This is a genomic window from Pararobbsia silviterrae, assembly GCF_003628125.1.
GTDB classification, from domain to species: domain Bacteria; phylum Pseudomonadota; class Gammaproteobacteria; order Burkholderiales; family Burkholderiaceae; genus Pararobbsia; species Pararobbsia silviterrae.
In genome coordinates this window covers 209,412-231,204 of sequence record NZ_RBZU01000007.1, presented here as the reverse complement: position 1 = coordinate 231,204, position 21,793 = coordinate 209,412, and the positions used below count along the sequence as shown (strand labels likewise).

At 64.7% G+C, this 21,793-nt stretch carries 17 protein-coding genes and 1 riboswitch; of the genes, 12 read left to right on the top strand and 5 right to left on the bottom strand.

What is annotated here, in order from left to right; all coding sequences use genetic code 11:
• From D7S86_RS29580 to D7S86_RS16950, 5 genes are all read left to right on the top strand, one after another.
• Positions 1-1,762: autotransporter outer membrane beta-barrel domain-containing protein (locus D7S86_RS29580; RefSeq protein WP_476704090.1), on the top strand; the 1,762-nt coding region annotated here is incomplete at its 5' end.
• A 118-nt stretch (positions 1,763-1,880) separates the two neighbouring features.
• Positions 1,881-2,330 (top strand): hypothetical protein, encoded by a 450-nt coding sequence (locus D7S86_RS29575; protein ID WP_158602003.1) that lies wholly within the window; start codon positions 1,881-1,883, stop codon positions 2,328-2,330.
• A 312-nt stretch (positions 2,331-2,642) separates the two neighbouring features.
• On the top strand, positions 2,643-4,214 hold the full coding sequence (locus tag D7S86_RS16960) for a ShlB/FhaC/HecB family hemolysin secretion/activation protein (protein WP_240648230.1): 1,572 nt from the start codon (positions 2,643-2,645) through the stop codon (positions 4,212-4,214).
• A gap of 62 nt (positions 4,215-4,276) precedes the next feature.
• The gene (locus tag D7S86_RS16955) at positions 4,277-6,136 is read left to right on the top strand and encodes a peptide transporter (RefSeq protein WP_121088029.1); all 1,860 of its coding nucleotides are present in this window, start codon (positions 4,277-4,279) and stop codon (positions 6,134-6,136) included.
• 135 nt (positions 6,137-6,271) lie between these two features.
• Positions 6,272-6,934 carry a response regulator gene (locus D7S86_RS16950; protein WP_240648229.1) on the top strand — a complete coding sequence of 221 codons (663 nt, stop codon included), beginning with the start codon at positions 6,272-6,274 and terminating at the stop codon, positions 6,932-6,934.
• Between the two features lie 87 nt (positions 6,935-7,021).
• Here D7S86_RS16950 and D7S86_RS16945 read toward each other — a convergent pair whose 3' ends face one another.
• Positions 7,022-8,236, bottom strand: coding sequence for an MFS transporter (locus tag D7S86_RS16945; protein ID WP_121088028.1), 1,215 nt, complete (start codon positions 8,234-8,236; stop codon positions 7,022-7,024).
• Between the two features lie 391 nt (positions 8,237-8,627).
• Here D7S86_RS16945 and poxB point away from each other — a divergent pair, with 391 nt between their 5' ends.
• Entirely contained in the window at positions 8,628-10,349 is a 1,722-nt protein-coding gene (gene poxB / locus D7S86_RS16940; RefSeq protein WP_121088027.1) for a ubiquinone-dependent pyruvate dehydrogenase, read from the top strand.
• 173 nt (positions 10,350-10,522) lie between these two features.
• Here poxB and D7S86_RS16935 read toward each other — a convergent pair whose 3' ends face one another.
• Positions 10,523-11,674, bottom strand: a complete 1,152-nt coding sequence (locus D7S86_RS16935) for a Gfo/Idh/MocA family protein (RefSeq protein ID WP_121088026.1) — start codon at positions 11,672-11,674, stop codon at positions 10,523-10,525.
• A gap of 12 nt (positions 11,675-11,686) precedes the next feature.
• Positions 11,687-12,454: a sugar phosphate isomerase/epimerase family protein gene (locus tag D7S86_RS16930; RefSeq protein WP_240648228.1), complete on the bottom strand. Its 768-nt coding sequence runs from the start codon at positions 12,452-12,454 to the stop codon at positions 11,687-11,689.
• Positions 12,455-12,604: 150 nt separating this feature from the next.
• On the opposite strand from D7S86_RS16930, the gene D7S86_RS16925 reads away from it, so the two are divergent.
• From D7S86_RS16925 to D7S86_RS16910, 4 genes are all read left to right on the top strand, one after another.
• The gene (locus D7S86_RS16925) at positions 12,605-13,495 is read left to right on the top strand and encodes an AraC family transcriptional regulator (RefSeq protein WP_121088024.1); all 891 of its coding nucleotides are present in this window, start codon (positions 12,605-12,607) and stop codon (positions 13,493-13,495) included.
• A 233-nt stretch (positions 13,496-13,728) separates the two neighbouring features.
• Positions 13,729-14,058 (top strand): thioredoxin family protein, encoded by a 330-nt coding sequence (locus D7S86_RS16920; protein WP_121088023.1) that lies wholly within the window; start codon positions 13,729-13,731, stop codon positions 14,056-14,058.
• 33 nt (positions 14,059-14,091) lie between these two features.
• Complete coding sequence (locus D7S86_RS16915; RefSeq protein ID WP_121088022.1) at positions 14,092-14,991, top strand: LysR substrate-binding domain-containing protein; 900 nt, start codon at positions 14,092-14,094, stop codon at positions 14,989-14,991.
• A 205-nt stretch (positions 14,992-15,196) separates the two neighbouring features.
• The gene (locus D7S86_RS16910; RefSeq protein ID WP_121088021.1) at positions 15,197-16,291 is read left to right on the top strand and encodes an ankyrin repeat domain-containing protein; all 1,095 of its coding nucleotides are present in this window, start codon (positions 15,197-15,199) and stop codon (positions 16,289-16,291) included.
• Here D7S86_RS16910 and D7S86_RS16905 read toward each other — a convergent pair.
• Positions 16,288-17,097: an SDR family NAD(P)-dependent oxidoreductase gene (locus tag D7S86_RS16905; protein ID WP_121088020.1), complete on the bottom strand. Its 810-nt coding sequence runs from the start codon at positions 17,095-17,097 to the stop codon at positions 16,288-16,290. The genes D7S86_RS16910 and D7S86_RS16905 overlap by 4 nt on opposite strands.
• Before the next feature lie 307 nt (positions 17,098-17,404).
• Here D7S86_RS16905 and D7S86_RS16900 point away from each other — a divergent pair, with 307 nt between their 5' ends.
• Positions 17,405-18,031, top strand: a complete 627-nt coding sequence (locus D7S86_RS16900; RefSeq protein ID WP_121088019.1) for a TetR/AcrR family transcriptional regulator — start codon at positions 17,405-17,407, stop codon at positions 18,029-18,031.
• An 85-nt stretch (positions 18,032-18,116) separates the two neighbouring features.
• The gene (locus tag D7S86_RS16895; protein ID WP_121088018.1) at positions 18,117-19,823 is read left to right on the top strand and encodes an acid phosphatase; all 1,707 of its coding nucleotides are present in this window, start codon (positions 18,117-18,119) and stop codon (positions 19,821-19,823) included.
• A gap of 600 nt (positions 19,824-20,423) precedes the next feature.
• Here the strand turns inward: D7S86_RS16895 and D7S86_RS16890 are convergent.
• Positions 20,424-20,789 carry a hypothetical protein gene (locus tag D7S86_RS16890; RefSeq protein WP_121088017.1) on the bottom strand — a complete coding sequence of 122 codons (366 nt, stop codon included), beginning with the start codon at positions 20,787-20,789 and terminating at the stop codon, positions 20,424-20,426.
• Positions 20,790-20,831: 42 nt separating this feature from the next.
• Positions 20,832-20,942: riboswitch (SAM-I-IV-variant riboswitch) on the bottom strand.
• Positions 20,943-21,793 lie beyond the last annotated feature (851 nt).

Genomic DNA, 21,793 nt, shown 5'->3' with positions numbered 1-21,793 from the left:
GAACACGGGGTCGATCGAAACGGCGCCTGGCGGTCAGGTGGTGCTGGCCGCGGGCGACAGCGCGACGGTCGCGTTGCCCAACGGCCAGGGCATTCAGGTGGCGCTGACGAATGCGACGGCGCAGGCGCTCGTCGACAACAGCGGCACGATTCGCGCGGAGAACGGCACAGTGCTGTTGACCGCACGCGGCAAGGACACCTTGCTGAGCACGGTCGTGAACCTGTCGGGCGTGGTGCGTGCGGGCGACGTGGTGCTCGATGCGGGCACGACGGGCGATGTCGCGATGACGGGCAAGATCGACGCATCGAATACGGCGCCGGGCGGTACTGGCGGCACGGTCGTGTTGTCGGGTGACCGTGTGGGCTTGTTTAACAACGCGAGCATCGATGTCAGCGGCGATGCGGCGGGCGGCAAGGTCATTCTGGGCGGCGACAGTCTGCATCAACTCACGGGCACGCAGGCGCAAACGATGCTCGCCGACGGCATGACCTTCGCGAACGATACGCAGGTCGATCGCGGCGCGACGATCAGGGCCGATTCGGCGCACGGCGACGGCGGTTTCGTCGAGACGTCGGGTCATGATCTCGATGTGCAGGGTGCGGTCAGCGCATCGGCGCCGAACGGCAAGTCGGGCCAGTGGCTTATCGACCCGACGAACGTGACGATCGCAACGAGCAGCGACGCGGGCTACGGCGGGAGCGTGACGAGCGGATTCAGCGGCGGCTCGAATGCGAGCGCAACAATCAACAACACGACGATCAGTGATGCGTTGAATGAGGGCACGGACGTGCTGATCTCCACCGCGAGCACGGGTTCGGCATCCGGCGATATCGTGCAGAACGCGGGCGCGGACATCAGGAAGACAGCCGGCGGGGCAGCGAATCTGACGATGACCGCCAACGGCAGTATCCAGCTCAACGGCAATATCACGTCGACGTCGGACACACTTGATCTGAATCTTGTTGCCGGTGTGGGAACGGCAAATGGTTCGGTGAACAACAACACCGACGGCACGAGCACGATCGATCTCAATGGCGGCAATCTGACGATCTGGGGGCGTACCACGTCCGGCAACGGCATACTCAGGAACGGCAACAGCATTGCGCTATCCGGTTCGGTCGTCAATATCGGAGGCGGTTCGCTCCAAGGCACGTCATCGGGCGGCGCCGGCGTCGTCTTTCAGGGCACCCTGACCACGACGGGGAATGGCACGCTGACGGCCACGGGCGTGTCCAATTCGGGCAATGGCGTGGTGATCTGGAAGTATGGGAATCTGAACGTCACGGGGAATTCGACGATCGAGATCAATGGCACATCGGCAAGCGGGCGGAGTGTCTATGCTTTTGCGGGCTACGATTCCGTGAATGGGCGTGCAGCAGATCGGCGGGGTCAATGCGTCAGGCAACAGTTCGACGACTTTCATCGGTCGCTCGACGGCGAGCACGGGTGTCAATCAGCGAGGACAAATCAGCGCCGCGGAAGACAGCACGGTCGTGATTCTCGGCGATTCGTCCCAAGGCACGGGCGTCGACCAGAACGGCGTGATCAACGTTTCAGGGACGGCCGAAGTGGCGGTTTCCGGAAACTCCACCGAAGCCGTCGGTCTCGTGCAATCCGGCACCATCAATGTCACGGACAACGGCATTGCGACCGGCAACGGGAACTCGACGCTCGGCACCGGCGCAACGACCACCGGGGCCGTCAACGTCACGCAAGCGGGTGTCGCGTCGATCAGAAGCAACGGGCAATCGATCGCCTATGAGAGCGATCCGCCGCCGGTTACCGATGATCCGGGTCCCGGTGATTCGAACGGCTCGAGCCCGGTTGTCAATACCGACACGTCGAGCGACTCGAATGGCGCGGTCGGCGCAATCGTCGGTGTGGCCGGGGGTATCGGCATCGGCGCGGCCATCGAATACTTTGTCGCGGACCACGGAGGAGCGCTGGGTCTTGAGCGCGCCGAGCCGCTGACGATCGAATCGGGCGATGCCGAGTACTGGTCCGGCGCGACGCTCGACGAGGTGCGTTTCGAGGGGGCCGGACACGATGCCGATCTGGTCGTGCGCACACGCTCGGCACGGATGACGCGCCACATGCCATATCGCGATGCGGCACACGGAGCGAAGCATTTCGCGTTCGACGATGCATCGACCGGTACGCACGCGGAACTGTCCGTCGATACGCATACGCGCGAGTTCTTCTACGCGGAACGCGGTGTCGCGGACGGGCGGCCCTATGCCGTCAAATCGCACGGATGGCTTCGGCCCGATTCCAAAACGACGCTCGACGCGTCCGCGTCGGCCGATACGGCACAAACGACAGCGCACTGACGTTTCATCGCATGGACGTGGTGGCGTCAAGCCGCCGCGTTCATCGCGTCACGACTTCGGATACTTGCTTCAAAAGCGCGACACCCTCACGGTGGCGAGTCCGCGATGGCGGACATCGACTGTCGGGGACGCGCGCCCGCAATACGCTGCACGGATTCAATTTAGGTAAGGAAGCATCGCATCTTGGTGCATCGATGGAACTGGAGCGACTTCGCTCGCGCAGGCGGCCGTGTCCGCCCGATATGGATCGCAGGGCTGATTCTGATTCAGCCTGCTATCGCGATGGCGTCGGCTCAATCTGAGATATCGTCCGTGTCCGATCCGCACGCACACGGCGAGATCGCCGTGAAGGTCGTGCCGGCCGACGGTCGCGACGCGGCTGAAGCGACCGAGCGCGTCGCGCAGCGGATACGCGCGCTCGGCGATGCGCCGGCCACCTACGCCGACGTCAATCGCTGGTCGGAGGCTTTGACTGCCGCGCTGCGTCAGGACGGCTTTCCTTTGGCGCAAGTTCTGATGACGCAGGAAGACTGGGAGGCATCGCGCCATGGCGCGCAGGTGCGTTTCACGGTATTTCCGGGGCGTGTGCGGGCGATTACGCTGAAGAACGCATCGCGGGTCGACGATGCGCATCTGCAACGACTGATCACGCGCGCGCTATGCGGTCAGGACAGCATTCCTGAAGATTGCCTGCTGCGTTCGGTGCGTCTCGAACGCGCGACACAGCTTCTGCAGGACATGCCGGGCGTCGCGATCGAGAAGGCGCCGCAGTTTTCACCGGGCGCGGGTGTCGGCGACGTGAACGTTGCGTTCGATCTGGCCAGCTCGGGTAAGCCCGTGCAGGCCGATCTCGTTGCCGACAACAAGGGGATGCCGTCGACGGGTTCGCTGCGTTTCGGCGTGACGGGGTCCGCGAACAATCTGTTCGGCATCGGCGATCGCTATGCGCTGACGCTCATGGCGACCGACGACAAGATGTGGACCGGTGCGTTGAGCGGCAGCGTGCCGCTGTTCGGCAGCGATTGGCGCGCAACGGCGGGATTTACGCGCCAGCAATATTCGATCAACGGGCTGACGGCGATCACGGGCGTTGCGTCGACGAGCGAGGTCGGGGTCATGTTTCCGTTCGCGCGCGGTCTCGACAGCAATATCTGGGGCACCGCATCGTACGTGCACAGCCGCACGACGACGGATCTGGGCCCCGTCTACGGCGCGCAGCACAACACGATCGATTCGCTGCGGCTCGGCGTGCAGGCCGACAACGGCGATCGGCCCAAATACTTGCGCGCGAACGTCTGGAGCATGCAAGCCGCGATGAATATCGGGCATCAGTCCAACGATTCGTTCGCCAATCGCGTCACGGACGTGGCTGGCATGTATGCGAAATGGACCACGAATCTTTTTGGAACGCGCGCGATCACCTCGAACGGCAATCTCTTCGTCATGGGGCGTGTGAACGCGCAGCTCGCGAATCGGAATCTCGATCCGAGCGAAAAGCTGATGATCGGCGGCCCCGATGCCGTGCGTGCGTATCGGCCCGACGAGGGGTCGTTCGACGATGGCGCGGTCGTCAATCTCGGCGTGATTCAACGCGTGCCGGTCGCGACCGGTCACCAGCTCCAGTTCGGCGCGTTCACGGATTTCGCTTACGGCCGCGTCAATCACGCGCCGTGGAACGGGTGGGAGGATGGGTATCCCGGCGTGCCCGGCGTGAGCAATGACCGCCTGCTTGCCGGTTACGGCGTGAGCGTCGATTGGCTGACGCCGATCGGCGCGACCGTTTCCGTTTCCGTCGCGAAGCCGTTTGGGTTCGCGTCGTCATCATGGGTCGACCCTGGAAAGAAACCGGTTCAGTATTGGTTATCGGTCGCCTGGACACACTGATTCGAGCGTCGTCCCGCATATTCATCGAGGGCTCGCATCGCGTCGATACACGTTGGAATGCCATGAAATTCAGCATCAACAAGTTCGAATATCTGTGCTATTGCCGCGATCACGAAGCCGCCGGTCGCGAGCTTCTGGCCTTGCTGACGCGAATCGATCAGAACTACGGCATCCTGATGGACGTCGACGACTGGGCGCAGTCGGAGGAAGCGTTCGACATCATGGACGATCACATCGTCACGCGTCTCGCATCCGCGATTACGGCGCTCGTGACGGATCCCGCGTTTACGTTCTCCGACGAGGGTTTCAAGCACATCGCGCTGTTTCAGCGCTGGCTCGCCGGGATCTTCGCGGCGAGCGCGTTTCGCAACGGCGATCACGTGTTGCGTTCGCTCGGCATCGACGAGGACGCGCGCTATGCAGTCTCGCCGCGTGTGGCGAACATGCGCAAGTTTCAGCTGTTCTACATGCCCGAGTCCGAAGTGCGCCTCGATTGGGACGCGCTCTGGGACTACGACAAGGTCATCGCCGCGAGTCTGGCGATGACGATCATGTCGTCGCGCTTTCTCGCGACACCGCCCGCGCATCAGAAGCGCGAGTTGATTCTGCGCTGGCTGCCCGATCGACTCGCCGAGATCGAGTCGATCGATGCCTTGCCGATGGGCGTTCTGCACGACATGTATATGCATTGCAGTTATGCCGATCTGCCGGGCAAGCACGACATCAAGAAGCCGATCAACGCGCTGATCCGCCGCAAGCTCGCGAGTCTCGATCTGCACGACGTCGAGCGGCGCGCGGCTCCTGCGGCGCAGGGCAAACCCGTAGTGCTCGTCGTACTCGAATGGTTTTCAAAGAATCACTCGATTTATCGCACGCACTCGCAGACGCTCGTCGCGATGCGCGAGCGCTTCCATCTCGTCGGCATGGGGTTCGAGCGGCTCGTCGACGAAGCGGGACGTGCGGTGTTCGATGAGTTCATCGTGTTCGGAAACGAGAACCTCTGGGAGAACGCCAGGTTCGTGCGTGAGACCAGCGAGGCGCGCGGCGCGCAGATGATGTATATGCCGAGCGTCGGCATGTTCCCGATCACGATGGTGCTCGCGTGCCTGCGCGTCGCGCCGATTCAACTCATGGCGCTCGGTCATCCGGCCACGACGCACGGTCATGCGATGGATTACGTCGTGGTCGAGGAGGACTACGTCGGCGACTCGGCGTGCTTTAGCGAAACCTTGCTGATGCTACCGTCCGACGGCATGCCGTATCGCGCGCCGGCGGCCATGCTCGAACTGGATTTGCCGCCGAAAAAAAATCAGAACGGGCCCGTGAGGATCGTCGTCGCGGCCACGACGATCAAGCTCAATCCAGGTTTTCTGCAGGCCTGTGTCGAGATCGCGAATCAAGCGTCCGTGCCCGTCGAATTTCATTTCCTCGTCGGGCAGGCAAGAGGACTTACGTTTCCTCAAGTACGGAACTGGATCCGTCGCTTGATGGGCGATCAAGCGATCGTCTATACGCACCAGGACTACACGCGCTATATGCGCGTGATCGCGGAAAGCGACGTGTTTCTCAATCCGTTTCCGTTCGGCAACACGAACGGGATCGTCGACACGGTATGGGCCGGACTCATCGGCGTGTGTCGCACGGGCCGCGAGGTTCATGAGCACATCGACGAGGGCATGTTCCGGCGCTTGGGGTTTCCCGAGTGGACGATCGCGCGAACGACGCAAGCGTATATCGATGCCGCCTTGCGCCTGATCGGTGATGCGGACGAGCGGCGCGCGCTGTCACGGATGCTCGCGGGGCCGAAGGCGATCGAACGATTGATTTTCGCCGGGCGCCCCCAAGTGCTCGGCGAGCGCATGCATGCGCTCTGGCGCGAGCGGGTATCCCAGGAGGCCGCGCAGAGCCGGCCCGATGCCTGACGCAGTTCGACGATGAGGCGCGCGCGATGGCGTGGCGAGGCCCACAAAGAGGTTGTCTCCCGAGTCGCGATTACTAGAATTCAGGTGGATATCACCGCGCGCGTCCCCTTTGCGCCTTACTGATTCGGTGTGCTCATGCATAGGCAGGCCCGCCCCCTTCGTATCGTCATTGCCGACGATCATCCCGTCGTGTTGGCGGCCGTGTCCGACGCCTTCGCGCAGCACATCGGATGCGAAGTCGTCGCGACAGCCAGTTCGGGCGACGAACTGGTTCAGATTCTGCAGCGCGATCTGCCCGATCTCGTCGTCACGGACCTCGTGATGCATTCGACGGATCAAAGCAGTGTTGACGGGCTGCGACTGATCAGCATGTTGCGGCGCAGCTATCCGACGCTGCCGCTCGTCGCTTTCACGATGATCGCGAGCGGCGGCATGTATCGCGAACTGAGCAAGCTGCGGGTCGCGGGCATCGTGAGCAAGGAGGAATCCTTGACCGAACTCGTCCAGATGGGCCTTCGCGCGCTGTCGAGCCGACGCACGCTGATGTCGCCGAAGGTGCTGCAGCGCGTTGTGGCGAACGGGCATCGCGAGGGGGAGATGCCCGAACGTTCGCTTTCGCCGCGCGAGCTTGAAGTCGTGCGCCTGTTCTCGCACGGTCTGACCGTCACGGAAATCGCGCGGCGGCTCAGCCGCGCGGTGCCGACGGTCGCGACACAAAAGCGCTCGGCGATGCGCAAGCTGAATCTGACGAATCATGTCGATCTCGTCAAATACGCGAACGACATCGGGCTTGTCTGAGTGCGGGGCGCGCGCGACGCCGTGCGCCTCGACACGACACGACACGACACGACACGATCGCGCGCCGTGTGCGGCGCGACGACCGACTTAGCGCGAGCGCTGCGCGCTCTCCCGGCTGCCGACCGCCGCGAAATGCAGCAGCGCAAGCAGCGGGAACACGATCGCGATACTCGCCGTCAGCGTCCAGCCGCCGTGCTTGTAGAGCGCGCTCGCGATCGACGAACCGATCGCGCCGCCCGTGAAGATGCACGTCATATAGAGCGCATTGAGCCGATTGCGGCTCGCCGCGTGCAACGAGAAGATCTCGCGCTGGCCGAGCACCATGTTCATCTGAACCGCGAAATCGATGGCCACGCCGGTCACGACGAGACTGCCGACGCCCCAGGCCGGATGCACAATCGACGGCAGGAAGGCGAGGATCCCCAGCGTGAGCGCGATATACGTGCCGCGCCGCGTATAGCCGGCATCGGCGAGACGGCCGGCGAGCGGCGCCGACGTCGCGCCGGCCGCGCCGACGAGCGCGAAGATCGCGACCCCGGTTTGCGTCAGGCCTTCGTGCCCGATGAGTTCGAGCGGCACCGCCGTCCAGAACAGACTGAACGCGGCGAACATCAGGCCCTGATACAACGCGCGGTGGCGCAAGACGGGCATCGTCACGACGAGATGTTCGAGCGAGCGGATCAGTTCGAAGTAGGTCGCTTGGTGCGCGGGCTGGCGCTTCGGAATCGTCCATGCGACGACGCCCGTCACGACGGCCATGAGCACCGCGGCGGCGGCGAATACGAAGCGCCAGCCAAAAAAGTCGGCGGCGAAGCTCGAAATCGGGCGCGACAGCAGGATGCCGAGCAGCAGGCCGCTCATGATCGTGCCGACGACCCGGCCCCGCGATTCATCGGGCGCGAGATGCGCGCCGAGCGGGATCAGGATCTGCACCGCGACCGAACTGAAGCCGATCACGAACGAAATGACGAGAAACGTTGCCGCATGGTGCGTGACCGCGGCGATCGCGAGCCCGGCGATCGCGAACAGCATCGTCGTGATCATGAGCCGGCGGTTTTCGAGCAGATCGCCGAGCGGAACGAGGAAAAACAGGCCCATCGCGTACCCGATCTGCGTGAGCGACACGATGAGACTCGCGGTTTCGGTCCGTAGATGAATATCGGGCGCGATCAGGTCGATGATCGGCTGCGAGTAGTACAGATTCGCGACGATGACGCCGCAGCAGAACGCGAATAGAGCAATGAGGCCGGATGTGAGCTTGGGGGCGTCCCGTGTCGGGGCCGCTGAGACTTCGATCGTCATGAAGATTCCTGTGGGGGCAAGGAGGCTCGCTGGCGCGTGCTTGTTCGGCACGGCGCGGTCAAGCTGCGTGGCGTCTTGCGCCGCAGGTGCGAGAAACGAGGTTGTGTTGTGAAGGACGAAGCATACCTGCGCGCGCCGCGGCGTGAAATGTCCCTGCGCGCAACTCAGGTTTAAACGGTGCGCAACGTGCGTCGGGCGGAGGCTGGCCGCAAGGCGTGTTGGCGGGCCGCGCGATGCACGCCGAGGATCCCGCCACAGGCGATGCAAGGATCTGGCGGCGGCGCGCGGACACCGTGTCCACGTATCCCGTCGAGCGCGTTCCGGGGGCCGATATGCGGCCTTGGGCGAACGCTCGCATACTGCCGCGTGTGTCCAATTCAAGGGTGGCGGGATGAGCAAATCGACGATAGCCGGATATGTGGCCAATACGCTCAAGGCGGTCGGCGTCGAGCGTATCTGGGGCGTCACGGGCGACAGCCTCAATGGCCTTGCCTACAGCCTCGATCAGGTCGGCGGCATCCGCTGGATGCATACGCGCCACGAGGAAAGCGCCGCGTTCGCGGCCGGCGCGGACGCGGCCTCGACGGGCAAGCTCGCCGTCTGCGCGGGCAGTTGCGGGCCCGGCAACCTGCATCTGATCAACGGCTTGTTCGACTGCCACCGCAGCCATCAGCCCGTGCTCGCGATCGCGGCCCATATTCCGTCGACCGAAATCGGCCTCGGGTACTTTCAGGAAACCCATCCGCAGCAGCTTTTCAAGGAATGCAGCCATTTCGTCGAGCTTGTCTCGAACGCGACGCAGTTACCTCGTCTGCTCGACCGGGCGATCCGGACCGCGATCGAGGAACGCGGCGTCTCGGTCATCGTGCTGCCCGGCGACGTGGCGCTCGCCGACGGGCCCGCCGAAAAACCGGCGTGGTCGCCGAGCGAACCCGCGACGATCCTGCCGTCCGGCGCCGATATCGAGCGCCTCGCGCAGATGCTCAACGATGCGGAGGCCGTCACGATCATGTGCGGCAGCGGCGTCGCGGGCGCGCACGCGCAGGTCGTCGCGCTGGCCGATGCGCTCGGCGCGCCGATCGTGCACGCGCTGCGCGGCAAACCGTTCATCGAATACGACAATCCGTTCGACGTCGGCATGACGGGGCTCATCGGGTTCAGCTCGGGCTATCACGCGATGGAATCCTGCGACACGCTGCTGCTGCTCGGCTGCGATTTTCCGTATCGGCCGTTTTATCCGAAGCACGCGAAGGTCATCCAGATCGACTGGAAGGGCGCGCAGCTCGGGCATCGCGCGCCGCTCGCGCTGGGCCTCGTCGGCACGGTCAAGGAGACGGTCAATGCCGTGCTGCCGCGGATCGTGCGTCAAGCGAACCGCAAGTTCCTCGACAACGCCAAGCGCCACTATGCGGACGCACGCAAGGCCCTCGACGATCTCGCGAAGCCAGCCGGCAAGGGACGGCCCGTGCATCCGCAGTATCTGACCAAGCTCATCGACGAGATCGCCAACGACGACGCGATCTTCACGGCCGACGTCGGCACGCCGACCATCTGGGCCGCGCGCTATCTGACGATGAACGGCAAACGCCAGCTCCACGGATCGTTCAATCACGGATCGATGGCCAATGCGATGCCGCAGGCGCTCGGCGCGCAGGGGGCGAATCCGGACCGCCAGGTCGTGTCGATGTCGGGCGACGGCGGCCTCTCGATGCTGCTCGGCGATCTGTTGACGGCCGTGCAGCTCAATCTGCCGATCAAGATCGTCGTGTTCAACAACAGCCTGCTCGGCTTCGTTTCGATGGAACTCAAGGCAGGCGGGTATCTCGACACGAACGTCGATCTGAGCAAGACCGATTTCGCGGCGATCGCGAAAGGCGCGGGGATTTTCGGCGTGCGTGTCGAGGACTCCGATTCGGTCGCCGATGCGCTGCGCGCGGCATTTGCGCATCCGGGGCCCGCGCTCGTCGACGTCGTGATTTCGAAGTACGAGCTCGCGATGCCGCCGACGATCGAGCTCTCGCATGCGCGCGGCTTCAGCCTCTATATGCTGCGGGCGATTCTCAGCGGTCGCGGCGACGAGATCCTCGAGCTTGCCGAAACGAATCTGCGTTAGCGCGTCCGGCTGCCGCGCGCGCATCGGCATCGGCAGGCGCCGTGCGTGTGTTCAATGCTTGCGGACCGCCTCGATCGTTCGCGCGCCCCAAAAAAGCGGGCGAACGGCCGCTGGACCGTTCGCCCTTCGAGCGGGAGACACACGGTAAGGCCCGCGCGCGAGACGCGCCCGGATCAGGCGAGTTCGCGTGCGGCGCCGAAGACTTCCTCGCCCGCGCCGAGCGGCACGGCGTCGGGGCGGTCGCACGGGCTTTCGATGACGATATGCCGGCCCTCGTTCGACGAGCGTTCGAACGCTTCGAGCACTTCGAGCACGTGGAGCGCGAGTTTGCCGCTCGCGCGATGCGCACGGCCCTGGCGGATCGCCGTCGCCATATCGAGCACACCGACGATTCGATAGTCGGCGACCGGATCGCCGTTACCCTTGGTCCGGTTGCTGATGCCGAACGGATGCGCGCTGATGTCGAGCGCTTTCCATTCGCCGTCGCGCTCGCTGATCATCGGCGTGCCGCCGAAGAAGTTCGGATCGGGCACGAGCAGGCTGCCTTCGGTGCCGTAGACCTCGATCGGCGCGCGCTGATGGCGCCAGACGTCCCACGACGCGCTGAGCGTCAGGTTCGCGCCGTTCGCGAACTCGAGCAGGCCGTTGACCGTCGTCGGCACTTCGACTTCGATCTTCGTGCCCTTGAGGGGCTCGCTTGTCACGACGCGCACGGGATTGCCGATCGTCGTGATGCCCGACACGCGCGTGACGGGACCGAGCATATTGACGAGCTGCGTGATGTAGTACGGACCGAGATCGAGAATCGGGCCGCCGCCGCGCTTGAAGAAGAATTCCGGATTCGGATGCCAATGTTCCATGCCGTGCGAGAGCACGGCGACGGTGCCGCCGACGGCGCGGCCGATGCGTCCTTCGTCGATCGCGCGGCGCGCGGCCTGATGCGACGCGCCGAAGAACGTGTCAGGCGCGCAGCCCACGCGCAGGCCCTTCGTGTTCGCGAGCGCGATGACTTCGCGCGCGGCGGCCAGTTGGGCCGACAGCGGCTTTTCAAGGTAGACGTGCTTGCCCGCGTTGAGGATTTGCATCGAGACGGGCGCGTGCGCGGCCGGCACGGTCAGGTTCACGACGATCTCGATCTCGGGATCGGCGAGCAGCGCCTCGACGCTGAGCGCCTGCACGCCGTAAAGCTCCGCCTTGGCCTTCGCCGCCTCGGGGCGCAGATCCGCGCAGGCCTTGACCTGGATCAATTGCGAATTCGCGGCGCCCTTGAAGTACGCATCGCTGATGTTGCCGCATCCGATGATGCCGATTTGAGTCACTGTCATGCTGCGATCCGATCAGAGGGAATTGAGGAATGTGAAGCTCGCGCGTGCGAAGCGACCCGGGTCCGACGGCTTGTCGTGTTCGGCGACGAACCAGCGCGCGCCCGCGGCGCGGCTCGCGTCGGCGAGGTCGTGCCAGTCGAGCACGCCGGTGCCCACGTCGGCCCAGCCGTCCTCGTCGAGCGCCTGACCTTCGGGCGCGATGTCCTTCGCGTGAACCGAGACGACACGGTCGCTATAACGCTTGAGCCAGACTTTCGGATCGACGCCGCCGCGCACGAGCCACGCGACGTCGGCCTGCCACGTCAGCGGGCTGCCTGCCGCGCCTTCGAACAACAGTTCGAGCGCGTTCTTGCCACCTTCCTTCTGCTTGAGTTCCCAATGATGGTTGTGATAGCCGAGATCGATGCCTTGCTCGGCGAAACGGCGCGCGTAGTCGCCGAGTTCGCGGCCGAGCGCGCTCCAGTACGGGCCGTCGGCGTCGCGTTCGGCGGGCGGCACGGCGGGCATGAACAATTGCGTGAAGCCGAGCGTCTTGCAGGCGGCCGCGACCGTGTCGAAGCGCGTGCGCAGGGCGTCGAGACTCACATGGCTCGACGACGCCTTGAGGCCGCGCGCGTCGAGTTTGGCGCGCACGTTGACGGCGTCGTCGAGATGCGCGCCGATCAATTCGACGTTGCGGTAACCGGCGGCCGCGACGGTGTCGAGTTCCTGATCGAGGTTGCCGATATTGCGCATGCTGTAGATCTGAATCGAAATCGGTAATGCCTGGACTTGTGCCACGTCTGTTTCCTCCAATGTGGATCTGGGGTTTTCATCACCGTCTGGCGGGTGAATTCACATAGAATCATCCCAGCCGGCGCGGCTGAGAGACATGACCGGAGGCGCGTTCCATCTAGCCAAAGCCGAGATTTCGACCCCCGTATTAACCCTATGCATCCGAGCCACACCCCTGCGCCCTTGATCGAGTCGGGCAGCGTGACGACGCTGCGGCAACCGAATCTGTCCGCGAGCTTTCAGCTCACGGGCGCGCACACGCGCGACGTGCCGGCCGGGTGGTCGTATCCGCGGCACGATCATCCGTACTTCGAGATCTGCCTGCTCGAATCGGGCCGGCAGGAAACGCGGCTCACGGGGCGCACGCTCGATCAGTCGCCGAACGATCTGCTGCTGCTGTGTCCGTTCGACGCGCACGCGAGCGTGACGCCCGTCGAGTCGAAGCTCTATTGCATCCATTTCGATATCGACGAACTCGCGCTGCGGCGCCTGCTGTGCCGGGGCGGCTCGCGGCTCATCGGCGCCGAGAGCGCGGTCGGCCAGCGGCTGCGCCCGATCCTCGAACGAATGCGCGCGATTCCGACCCATAAAGGGCTGACCTCGCGGCTCGAACTCGCATCGGGGCTCTTCGCGTTGTTCGCCGTGCTGGCGGGGGCCTATCAGGTCGAATATGCGGCGCTGCCCGAGTTGCCGCAGGCGACCTTGCAGACGGCGACGCGTCTGGCCGAACGCATCGAGCGCGAGGTCGACGCGGGAGGCGCGGCCACGATCGAATCGATGATCCGGCAGCTCGGTTATCACCCCGATTACGGCAATTCGATGTTTCGCCAAGTGTTCGGCGTGTCGGCGCGCCAATACGAATCCACGCTGCGGCTGCGGCGCGCGAAGATGCTGCTGCTCGACGACGTGCTGTCGATCGGCGAGATCGCCGCGCGGCTCGGATACGCGGACGGCAACCGGTTCTCGCGTCAGTTCAAGCGTTGGTGCGGCGTGTCGCCCGCTGCGTTTCGCGTGCAACCCGACCAAGCCGCGCCGCGCGCGGCGTAACGCGGACATCGGCACCGAATGCGGATTCTCGGTATGCTCGCCGCACACGCAGGCCGAACATGTCGAATGCGCCGTCTGAGTACGAGACGCGAAGCGTCACCTGAAGCGTCACCCTGAAACCACCTGAAGCGCCACCCGGAGAGCCGCCCGAACGCGGCGCGCGTCGACGTCAATCGTGCGTCAATCGTGCGTTGATTGCGCGTCGATGACTGCCGGCGGCGTTCTCGATCCCGATGCCTATGAATACCGTTTATACCGAAGCCGCACCGACGCGCGTCGAGGTCGATGCCTTGCCCGGCGCGACGCTCGTCGAGTTCGGCACGGGCTGGTGCGGCTATTGCCGCGCGGCTCAGCCCTTGCTCGCGCAGGCGCTGGCCGCGCACGCGAGCCTGCGTCATCTGAAGATCGAGGACGGGCCCGGGCGCGCGCTCGGCCGGTCGTTCCGGGTCAAGCTTTGGCCGACGCTGATCTTCATGCGAGACGGTCAGGAGATCGCGCGACTCGTGCGGCCCGTCGATGCCGAATCGATCGCGCGCGCGCTCGCGCAGATCGATCCGGTCTGACGCGCTTCGACCGGATCCGCGCGGGAGGTGCGCTTGGAACTTCGACATCTTCGATACTTTGTGGCGGTCGCCGAGATGGGCAGTCTGACGGATGCGGCCGAGCACCGGCTGTTCACGTCGCAACCGTCGCTGAGCCGGCAGATCCGCGATCTCGAGGATGAGGTCGGGGCGCCGCTCTTTATCCGCAGCGCGCGCGGCGTCGAATTGACGTCGGCGGGGCGCGCGTTTCTCGATCATGCGCGCGTCGTGCTGGCCCAGGTCGATGCTGCCGTCGAGGCCGCGCGCCGGGCGGCCCAGCCGTCCAAGCCCACACTGGCGCTCGGGTTTCTGACGGGCACCGAAATGACGTGGCTGCCCAAGGCGATGCAGGTGCTGCGCGACGATCTGCCGTCGATCGATGTGACCGTGTCGAGCGACTACTCGGCCGATCTCGCCGACGCGCTCGCGCGCGGCCGGCTCGACGCCGCGTTCCTGCGCCAGGAAATCGGCTACGGCCTCGAGTATCGCGTCGTCCATCGCGAGCCGCTCGTCGTGCTGATGCCGAACGACCATCGGCTTGCCGCGCGCGAGCGTGTGCGACCCGAGGATTTCACGGGCGAGCGGCTGGTCGGCGTGACGAACAAGTCGCCCGTACTGGCCGGGATCATCGAAACGTATCTCGAACAGGCGCACATCTCGATGCTTCGCGAACACGGCGTCGACAATCTCGCGGGCGCGATGTCGCTCGTCGCGTCGACGCGCGGTTTGTCGTTGATGCCCGCGTATGCGACGAATCTGCTGCCGTGGTCCGTCGTGAGCCGGCCGATCGAGGGCGATGGGCCGTCGATCGACCTTGTCGTCGGCTACAACAAGACCAATGCGTCGCCCGTGCTTAAGCGTTTTCTCGCGCGGCTCGACGAGCTCGTCGACGAGGGGCGCGCCGGGCGGGATTGACGAACGCCGCGTACCGGTCGCGCGGCGTGTGCGCGCGGCGCGCGTTCGAGTACATCGCCGGGCGCGTGCAAACGTGGCGCTAGGCAGCGCATCTTGGACAAGCCACGCGACGGCGATCTCGCGATGATGCGGAACGCACTGGGGCGTCGGTCGGTTGTGTCGGCCGCGCTTCGGCCCCCAGGCGATTTCCTTCGACGAGGTGCTCATGCTTCCCGCCATCGGATCCGGTCGCGTCACGCCGCTGCCGGCGCGTCAACGCGTGATCGACGCGTCGCACGTCGTATCCCTCGACGACTTGCCCGCGGAAATCATCCACGAGATTTGCCGGCATCTCGATTTCGACGCGCATCTGGCGTTTGCGCACACCTGCCGGCGTCACCATGCGATCGTCGAAAGCGCGTTCGCGAACGTCGACAGGCAGCTTCTCTCGCGCGAACTGATCGCGGCAGCGGAGCGGGGTGATCCAAGCGCCGTGACATGCCTGCTCAATTTCGAGGCGGTTCGCCGCGTCGTCAACGATCTCGATGATGTGGGTCGAAGCGCGCTCTGGCGGGCCGCGAGCGGCGGATTTGTCGAGATCGTCAAGACATTGCTTCGCGTCCCGGGCATCGATCCGAATCTCAGCAATCCGCTTTGCATTGCTGCACTATTCGGGCGTACGGAAATCGTTCGCGAGTTGCTTGCTCACGACATCGACCTGTGCGCGAGCGATGCTTCGCGCTCGAATTTCGCGTTGAGCTCGAAGCGCGTCGCGGATCGAATGGCGGTCTCGGCCTTGTTTCGCGGCGTGTCGCGCGCGCTTACCGCTACGCCGGACGTCGATGTTCGCGCGTCGAGTGGTTGCCTCGGATGCTTCGATGCGTCTTCGATAGCGTCTCCGGCGGTGGCCGAGCGCGTTGTGCAGATCCATCCGTGCCATGGAGCGTTGCGCCTTGCAGCTCAGATCGGACACGCGTCGATCGTCACATTGCTGCTCGACGATCCGCGAACGGACCCGAATTTCGACTGCCCGCTCGTCGGCGCCGCGTTCGCGGGCCATACGCAGATCGTCGACATGTTGCTGGCGCATCCGTCCATCGATCCGTGTCGTCGCGATGCGACCGGCAGGAGCCCGATCCGCATGGCGATCGACAACGGTCACATCGAGATCGTGCGAAGCCTGCTCGCGACCGGGCGCATCCCGTGCGATCTCGATCTCGCACGGGCCATCGTGACGGACGACGACCCGAACGGCATCCGCGCATTGATCCGCGCGCATTTTTCGAGCGCCCCGTCGCCCGCCGCGCCTCGCCCGAACTAGACCTTCGCGGCGACGCCGTAACGCGGCGCCGGATGCTGATGCGACAGGTTCGGGCGCAACGCCGCGCGGGCGTCGAGGAAGCGCTGCCAGTCGGCCGGGTCGGGCAGCGACGGAATCGTGACCGTTTCGCCGGCGTCGAGGCCCGCGAGCGCGGCGTCGACCATCTCATCGACTTCCATGATCATCGAAGCCGGGAATTCGTTGATGTCGGCACCCGACGTCTCCCAAATTTCCGTGCGCGTCGCGCCCGGCAGCACGGCCTGGACGTGGACGCCCGCCGCGCCGACTTCCTCGTTGAGGACCTGGCTCAGGTGCAGCAAATAGGCCTTCGTGCCGCCGTAGACCCCGTTGCCCGGCTGAATCATCTGCGAGAGCACCGACGCGATATTGACGATCGTTCCGCGGCCCCGCGACACGAGTCCCGGCAGCACCGCATGCGAGAGGCGCGTCGGCGCGACGATGTTGAGGTCGATTTCGCCGTTGAGCCGCTCGATGTCGGCCGTGCCGAGCGGGCCCAGCGTCGCGGTACCCGCATTGTTGACGAGCAGCGTGATCCGCGCATCGCTGCGCAGCGTCTGCTCGACTTTGGCGAGGTCGTCCGGCTTGCGCAGGTCGGCGACGAGCGTCTGCACGGAGCGGCCCGTTTCGCTGCGCAGCCGAGCGGCGAGCGCATCGAGGCGCTGCGCATTGCGCGCGACGAGGATCAAGTCGTATCCGCGCCGAGCGAGACGATCCGCATAGGTCGCGCCAATGCCCGTGGAGGCGCCCGTGACGAGTGCCGTGCCGTTGTCGTGTGAGTGGCTCATTGCATATTCCTCAGTGTCGGTCGATGGAGAAAGACCGCGGAGCCGGATGCCGGCTTAGCCGCTCGATCCTTGATGCGTTCAAACGATGAACTCGGGACGCCGCATCGTGCGATCGTTGTCGAGTCATCAAGATGTTGTTCATCATCCTGGCTGAAGACTATCGGTGTACAATCTGGATGTCAATCGACATCTTGATTGATTTTGCCGATCGCGCGCTTTCGTTCTTGCTATGGCGTCGTGCCTGCACGGCGGGAAGAGCAGGAAGGAGGGGCGGTATGATCGGCATCGTTGAAACAGGGGTACGACCATGGGTTATTCGAAAGCGGACAAGGCGCAGTCGCACGAACGCATCGTGAACACGGCGGCGGCGCGCTTTCGCGAGAAAGGCATCGATGGCATCAGCCTTGCCGATCTCATGAAGGAAGCGGGTCTCACGCACGGCGGGTTCTACCGGCATTTCGAATCGCGCGAGGACCTCGTCGCCGAGGCGGTCGAGGTCGCGCTGCGCGCGAGCGACGGCACGCTGTGTTCGATCGTCGACGCGCGCGGCGCGATCGATCTCGTGCGCTACGTCGAGCTGTATTTGAGCGTCGAACATCGCGACGACCCCGCGACAGGGTGCGCGCTGACCGCGCTGACCGGCGATATCGCGCGCAGCGGCACGCGTGCGCGTGCGCTGTATTCGGCGCATGTCGAGCGTCTCGTCGCGCGTCTCGTGCCGTTGCTGGGGGCCGCGCGCAGCGCGCGCGAACGGCGGCTCCATGCGCTCGACATGGTGTCGACGATGGCGGGCGCGCTGTCGATGGCGCGCGCGGTCCAGGATCCGGCGCTGTCCGAAGACGTGCTCGAAGCGGCGCGCGCGCGGCTCGTTCGCGATATCGAGCAGGTAGGCAAGCCGGCGGCCGAGGCGAGTTCGGACAACGGGAACGGCTAACGGCGCGTCGTGTTCCGCACAGGGCTTCATCGACATGGCATAGGGGCGTGTTAGGGTGGCGGATCGCCTGAACCAGGACGCCCCTATGAGCCGCCACGACGATCCGACCGATGAACGCCCCTCCGATGCGCCGCTCGACGCGAGCGCCACGCGCGACGCGCCGGCCGATCCGTCGCGCCGCCGGCTGCTCGGCGGCTTCGCGGCGGTCGGCGCGGGCTGGGTCGTCGCGGGGTGCGATGCGCTGAAGACGCCGTCCGCGCAAGCCGCGGTCGAACCGAACGCGGCCGAACGTACGCAGTCGCTCCGCGACAAGGTCCGTACGATAGTCGTGATCTATGCCGAAAACCGGAGCTTCACGAACCTGTACGGCAATTTTCCGGGCGTGCATACGCCGCTCGACACCGTGCCGACCGCGCGCTCGACGCAATATGACCGCGACGGCGTGACGCCGCTTCAGACGTTGCCGAAGATCTGGGGCGGTCTCGTGCCGCAGGCGCAGACGATCGGCGGGCGCGACTACGTGATCGCCGAGGACCAGATCGCGAATCTCGCGAACGCGCCGTTCCGGGTCGGCGACGAAACCGGCGCGCCGCTGCCGCCGTCCGTGATCACGCGCGATCTCGTGCATCGCTTCTATCAGAACCAGATGCAGATCAACGCGGGCCGCAACAACCAGTTCGTTGCCTGGGGCGACTCGGGCGCGCTCGTCATGGGGCATTACCGCAATGACGCGTCGTCGTTGCGGCTCTGGGGCCTCGCGCAGAAATACACGCTGTGCGACAACTTCTTCATGGCCGCTTTCGGCGGCTCGTGGCTCAACCACATCTACCTGATCTCGGCGCAGACGCCGCGTCACCCCGATGTGTTCAATTCGCCGGCGAAGAAGCAGGTCTCGGTCATCGTCGGCGACGATCCGACGGGCACGCGGCTGCAGCTCGCGCCGAATTCGCCGAAGTCCGCGCTCGACGGGCCACCGGTCTATGTCAAGGACGGCGCCTATACGCCCGACGGATACGCGGTCAACACGGTCGCGCCGCCCTATCAACCGAGCTTCGTGAAGCCCGCGCCCGACGGCGACCCGACGAAGGCCGATCCGTCGAACGCCGCCGTGCTGCCGCCGCAGACTTACGACACGATCGGCGACCGCTTATCGGCGCGTCAGGTTTCGTGGGCCTGGTATGCGGGCGCGTGGAAGGATGCGCTCGCGCATCACGAGACGGGCGCGATTCCGAACTTTCAGTTTCATCATCAGCCGTTCAATTACTTTGCCGCCTACGCACCGGGCACGACGGGACGCACGCATTTGCGCGACGGCGGCGTCGGCGACGATCCATCGACGAATGCATTTCTGGCCGATATCGACGCCGGCACGTTGCCGGCGGTCACGTTCTACAAACCGCAAGGCAACCTCAATATGCATGCGGGTTACGCGGACATCGAATCGGGCGACCGTCATATCGCGAACGTCATCGCGCATCTCGAGAAGGGGCCCCAGTGGGGCGGCATGGTCGTCATCGTCACGCACGACGAGAACGGTGGCTGGTGGGATCCGGTCGCGCCGCCCGAGGGCGACCGATGGGGCCCGGGGTCGCGCATTCCCGCGCTCGTGATTTCGCCGTTCGCGAAGAAGGGCCATGTCGACCACACGATCTACGACACGAATTCGATCCTGCGCCTGATCAGCCGCGTCCACGATCTCGAACCGCTCGACGGCGTACGCGCGCGCGATGTCGCGCGCGCATCGCGCGGACAGGCGCCGATCGGCGATCTGACGAACGCGCTCGATATCTGAACGCGCGGGCTGAGATCGCGTCGAGCTCGCAGAGTCGCAGCAGCGGATTGGTCGGCGTCTCGATCCAGATGAGCGTTCTCCTCAATGGATCGAGCAGGCCGATTTCGATATTCGAAACCCGGGCGGGCGCGCGACAGGCTAGCGCAACGATATGCGCGCCGCACCGCGACGGGGCGGCGCGATCCGCGCGCGTGCGCGGATCACGGATCATGCACAGGAATACGCGGGAACGCGCTAGGATGCGCCGCCGCGGTGCGCGAGCAGTTCGGTCAACAGGGTGCGCAACGTTGACCATTCGCGCGGTGAAGGCATGCTCGCGTTTGAAAGCAAGGTCGAGATGCGTCGGTTCATGGTGGCCTCGGTCTGAATCGAAAGGGATCGCGGCGGATCGTTAGAGGCGATTCTGGCAAAGGCCCCGGCGCGCGTCACATTGATTGAACGAATCCTTCGAATAGCGTTTGCCAATCACGGCCTGTCAATCACGACGCACGGTATCGATGCGCGGGGTACAAGCGATGCCGATCAAGCGCAGCGGCACCGACGATCGGCACTGACGAGGCGTATGCGCGCGCTCTTGGGCATCGAGGGCGCGCGTGAACCTCAAGCGTCGTCGCGCGAGACTTTGATCTGATGTTCGAGCTTGACGCGGATGACGGGCGCGAGCGTTTCGAGCCGGTCGCGTATCGCGCGTGCGTGCGTTTCGTCGATGCCGTGCAGACAGACGCGTTGATCGAATGCCGTGGGCAATCGGCGCACGTGAACGCTCTCGATATCGAGCGACAAGGACTTAAGCGAATCGATGCACTCGATGACACTGCTGACCGCGGACACGCTCGGCTCGGTCACGACATGGAGAATATGGCTCAGGCGAGACCCGGGGAACAGATCCGCGATAGCGACATGCGTCGCTTCCGATGCCGCATGAGACGCCGCATACGCAGCGGAAGAAGACTTCGATGAGGTCATGCTCGATTCCGGTAAGAGGTTGACGAACCGGTGCGAGCCTTGCTGTTCCCGTTTCGTTGCCGAAGCTCGGCCGCATCGCCGCTGAGGGCCGCCACCTTGCCGGGAGGGCAGGTTGGCGTCGGCAAACACGCTTGCCGACTCTGGATGCCCGCGCATGATAGCAGGCTTCGCGGCGGGCCGCCGGATAGGGGCGGCCTGCCCACGCGGATTAAGCCTAGTCCGAGCAGGGGTATCAAAGACCTTGATCGATCTTTTTTGGCTTTAAAAAATGAGATCGTCGGGACCCCGGAATGAAATTTTCTTAATCGCGTCGATGGCTTCGCTCGATGGGCGCGCCCGCCGAATTCCGCGCCCGCATGGCCGCCGCACACGCGTTCAAGGTCGTCGGGCGCGCGCCGATAACCTGATTGTCGTCGGCGACGGCTGTCGATTATTTGCATTGGGGCACCAATGTATTCACGCGCGGGCGATTTATCGATACGCGATGCGCGGCTATCTTTGCAGCCATGAAGGGGCCGCTGCGATTGCGATATGCGATTGCAGAGGCCGATGGAGCGTGAAGCGCGCGATGCGCGGAGCGGAATCGGCGTCGTAATTGAGACGCGCGGTCAAGGCCTCGTCTGATAGGCGAGGCACAATGAAGTTTCGGGAGTTCATCATGTCCGATCTTGCACAACTGGGGTCATTTTCGTCGCTCGATGATTTGGGTCCGACGGAACCCACATGGCATCCGTATGCGTTTCGTACGGCGCCGCGCGTGGGCGTGCGCACACAGCCTTATGCAGAGCCTCAACAAAACACGGACACGCGTGTGTTCGAGTCGGCGTAATACATCGTAAAAAGCGGGCGATCGGGCGCGGCATGCGGATGCGTGCGACGGCAAGGCCGATGCGTGGATCGTTTGACTGCGCGATGCGTCAGGTGTGTCTCCCTACGCTCGATGCGGCGTTGCACGCGCGAATGCGTCGTATTAAGGCGGTATGGCATCCGCATTTTTTTGAACA

Coding starts and splice junctions, on each gene's coding strand:
- D7S86_RS16955 (WP_121088029.1), top strand. CDS start 4,277: ATGAAATTCAGCATCAACAAGTTCGAATATCTGTGCTATTGCCGCGAT.
- D7S86_RS16950 (WP_240648229.1), top strand. CDS start 6,272: ATGCATAGGCAGGCCCGCCCCCTTCGTATCGTCATTGCCGACGATCAT.
- D7S86_RS16945 (WP_121088028.1), bottom strand. CDS start 8,236: ATGACGATCGAAGTCTCAGCGGCCCCGACACGGGACGCCCCCAAGCTC.
- poxB (WP_121088027.1), top strand. CDS start 8,628: ATGAGCAAATCGACGATAGCCGGATATGTGGCCAATACGCTCAAGGCG.
- D7S86_RS16935 (WP_121088026.1), bottom strand. CDS start 11,674: ATGACAGTGACTCAAATCGGCATCATCGGATGCGGCAACATCAGCGAT.
- D7S86_RS16925 (WP_121088024.1), top strand. CDS start 12,605: ATGCATCCGAGCCACACCCCTGCGCCCTTGATCGAGTCGGGCAGCGTG.
- D7S86_RS16920 (WP_121088023.1), top strand. CDS start 13,729: ATGCCTATGAATACCGTTTATACCGAAGCCGCACCGACGCGCGTCGAG.
- D7S86_RS16910 (WP_121088021.1), top strand. CDS start 15,197: ATGCTTCCCGCCATCGGATCCGGTCGCGTCACGCCGCTGCCGGCGCGT.
- D7S86_RS16905 (WP_121088020.1), bottom strand. CDS start 17,097: ATGAGCCACTCACACGACAACGGCACGGCACTCGTCACGGGCGCCTCC.
- D7S86_RS16900 (WP_121088019.1), top strand. CDS start 17,405: ATGGGTTATTCGAAAGCGGACAAGGCGCAGTCGCACGAACGCATCGTG.
- D7S86_RS16895 (WP_121088018.1), top strand. CDS start 18,117: ATGAGCCGCCACGACGATCCGACCGATGAACGCCCCTCCGATGCGCCG.
- D7S86_RS16890 (WP_121088017.1), bottom strand. CDS start 20,789: ATGACCTCATCGAAGTCTTCTTCCGCTGCGTATGCGGCGTCTCATGCG.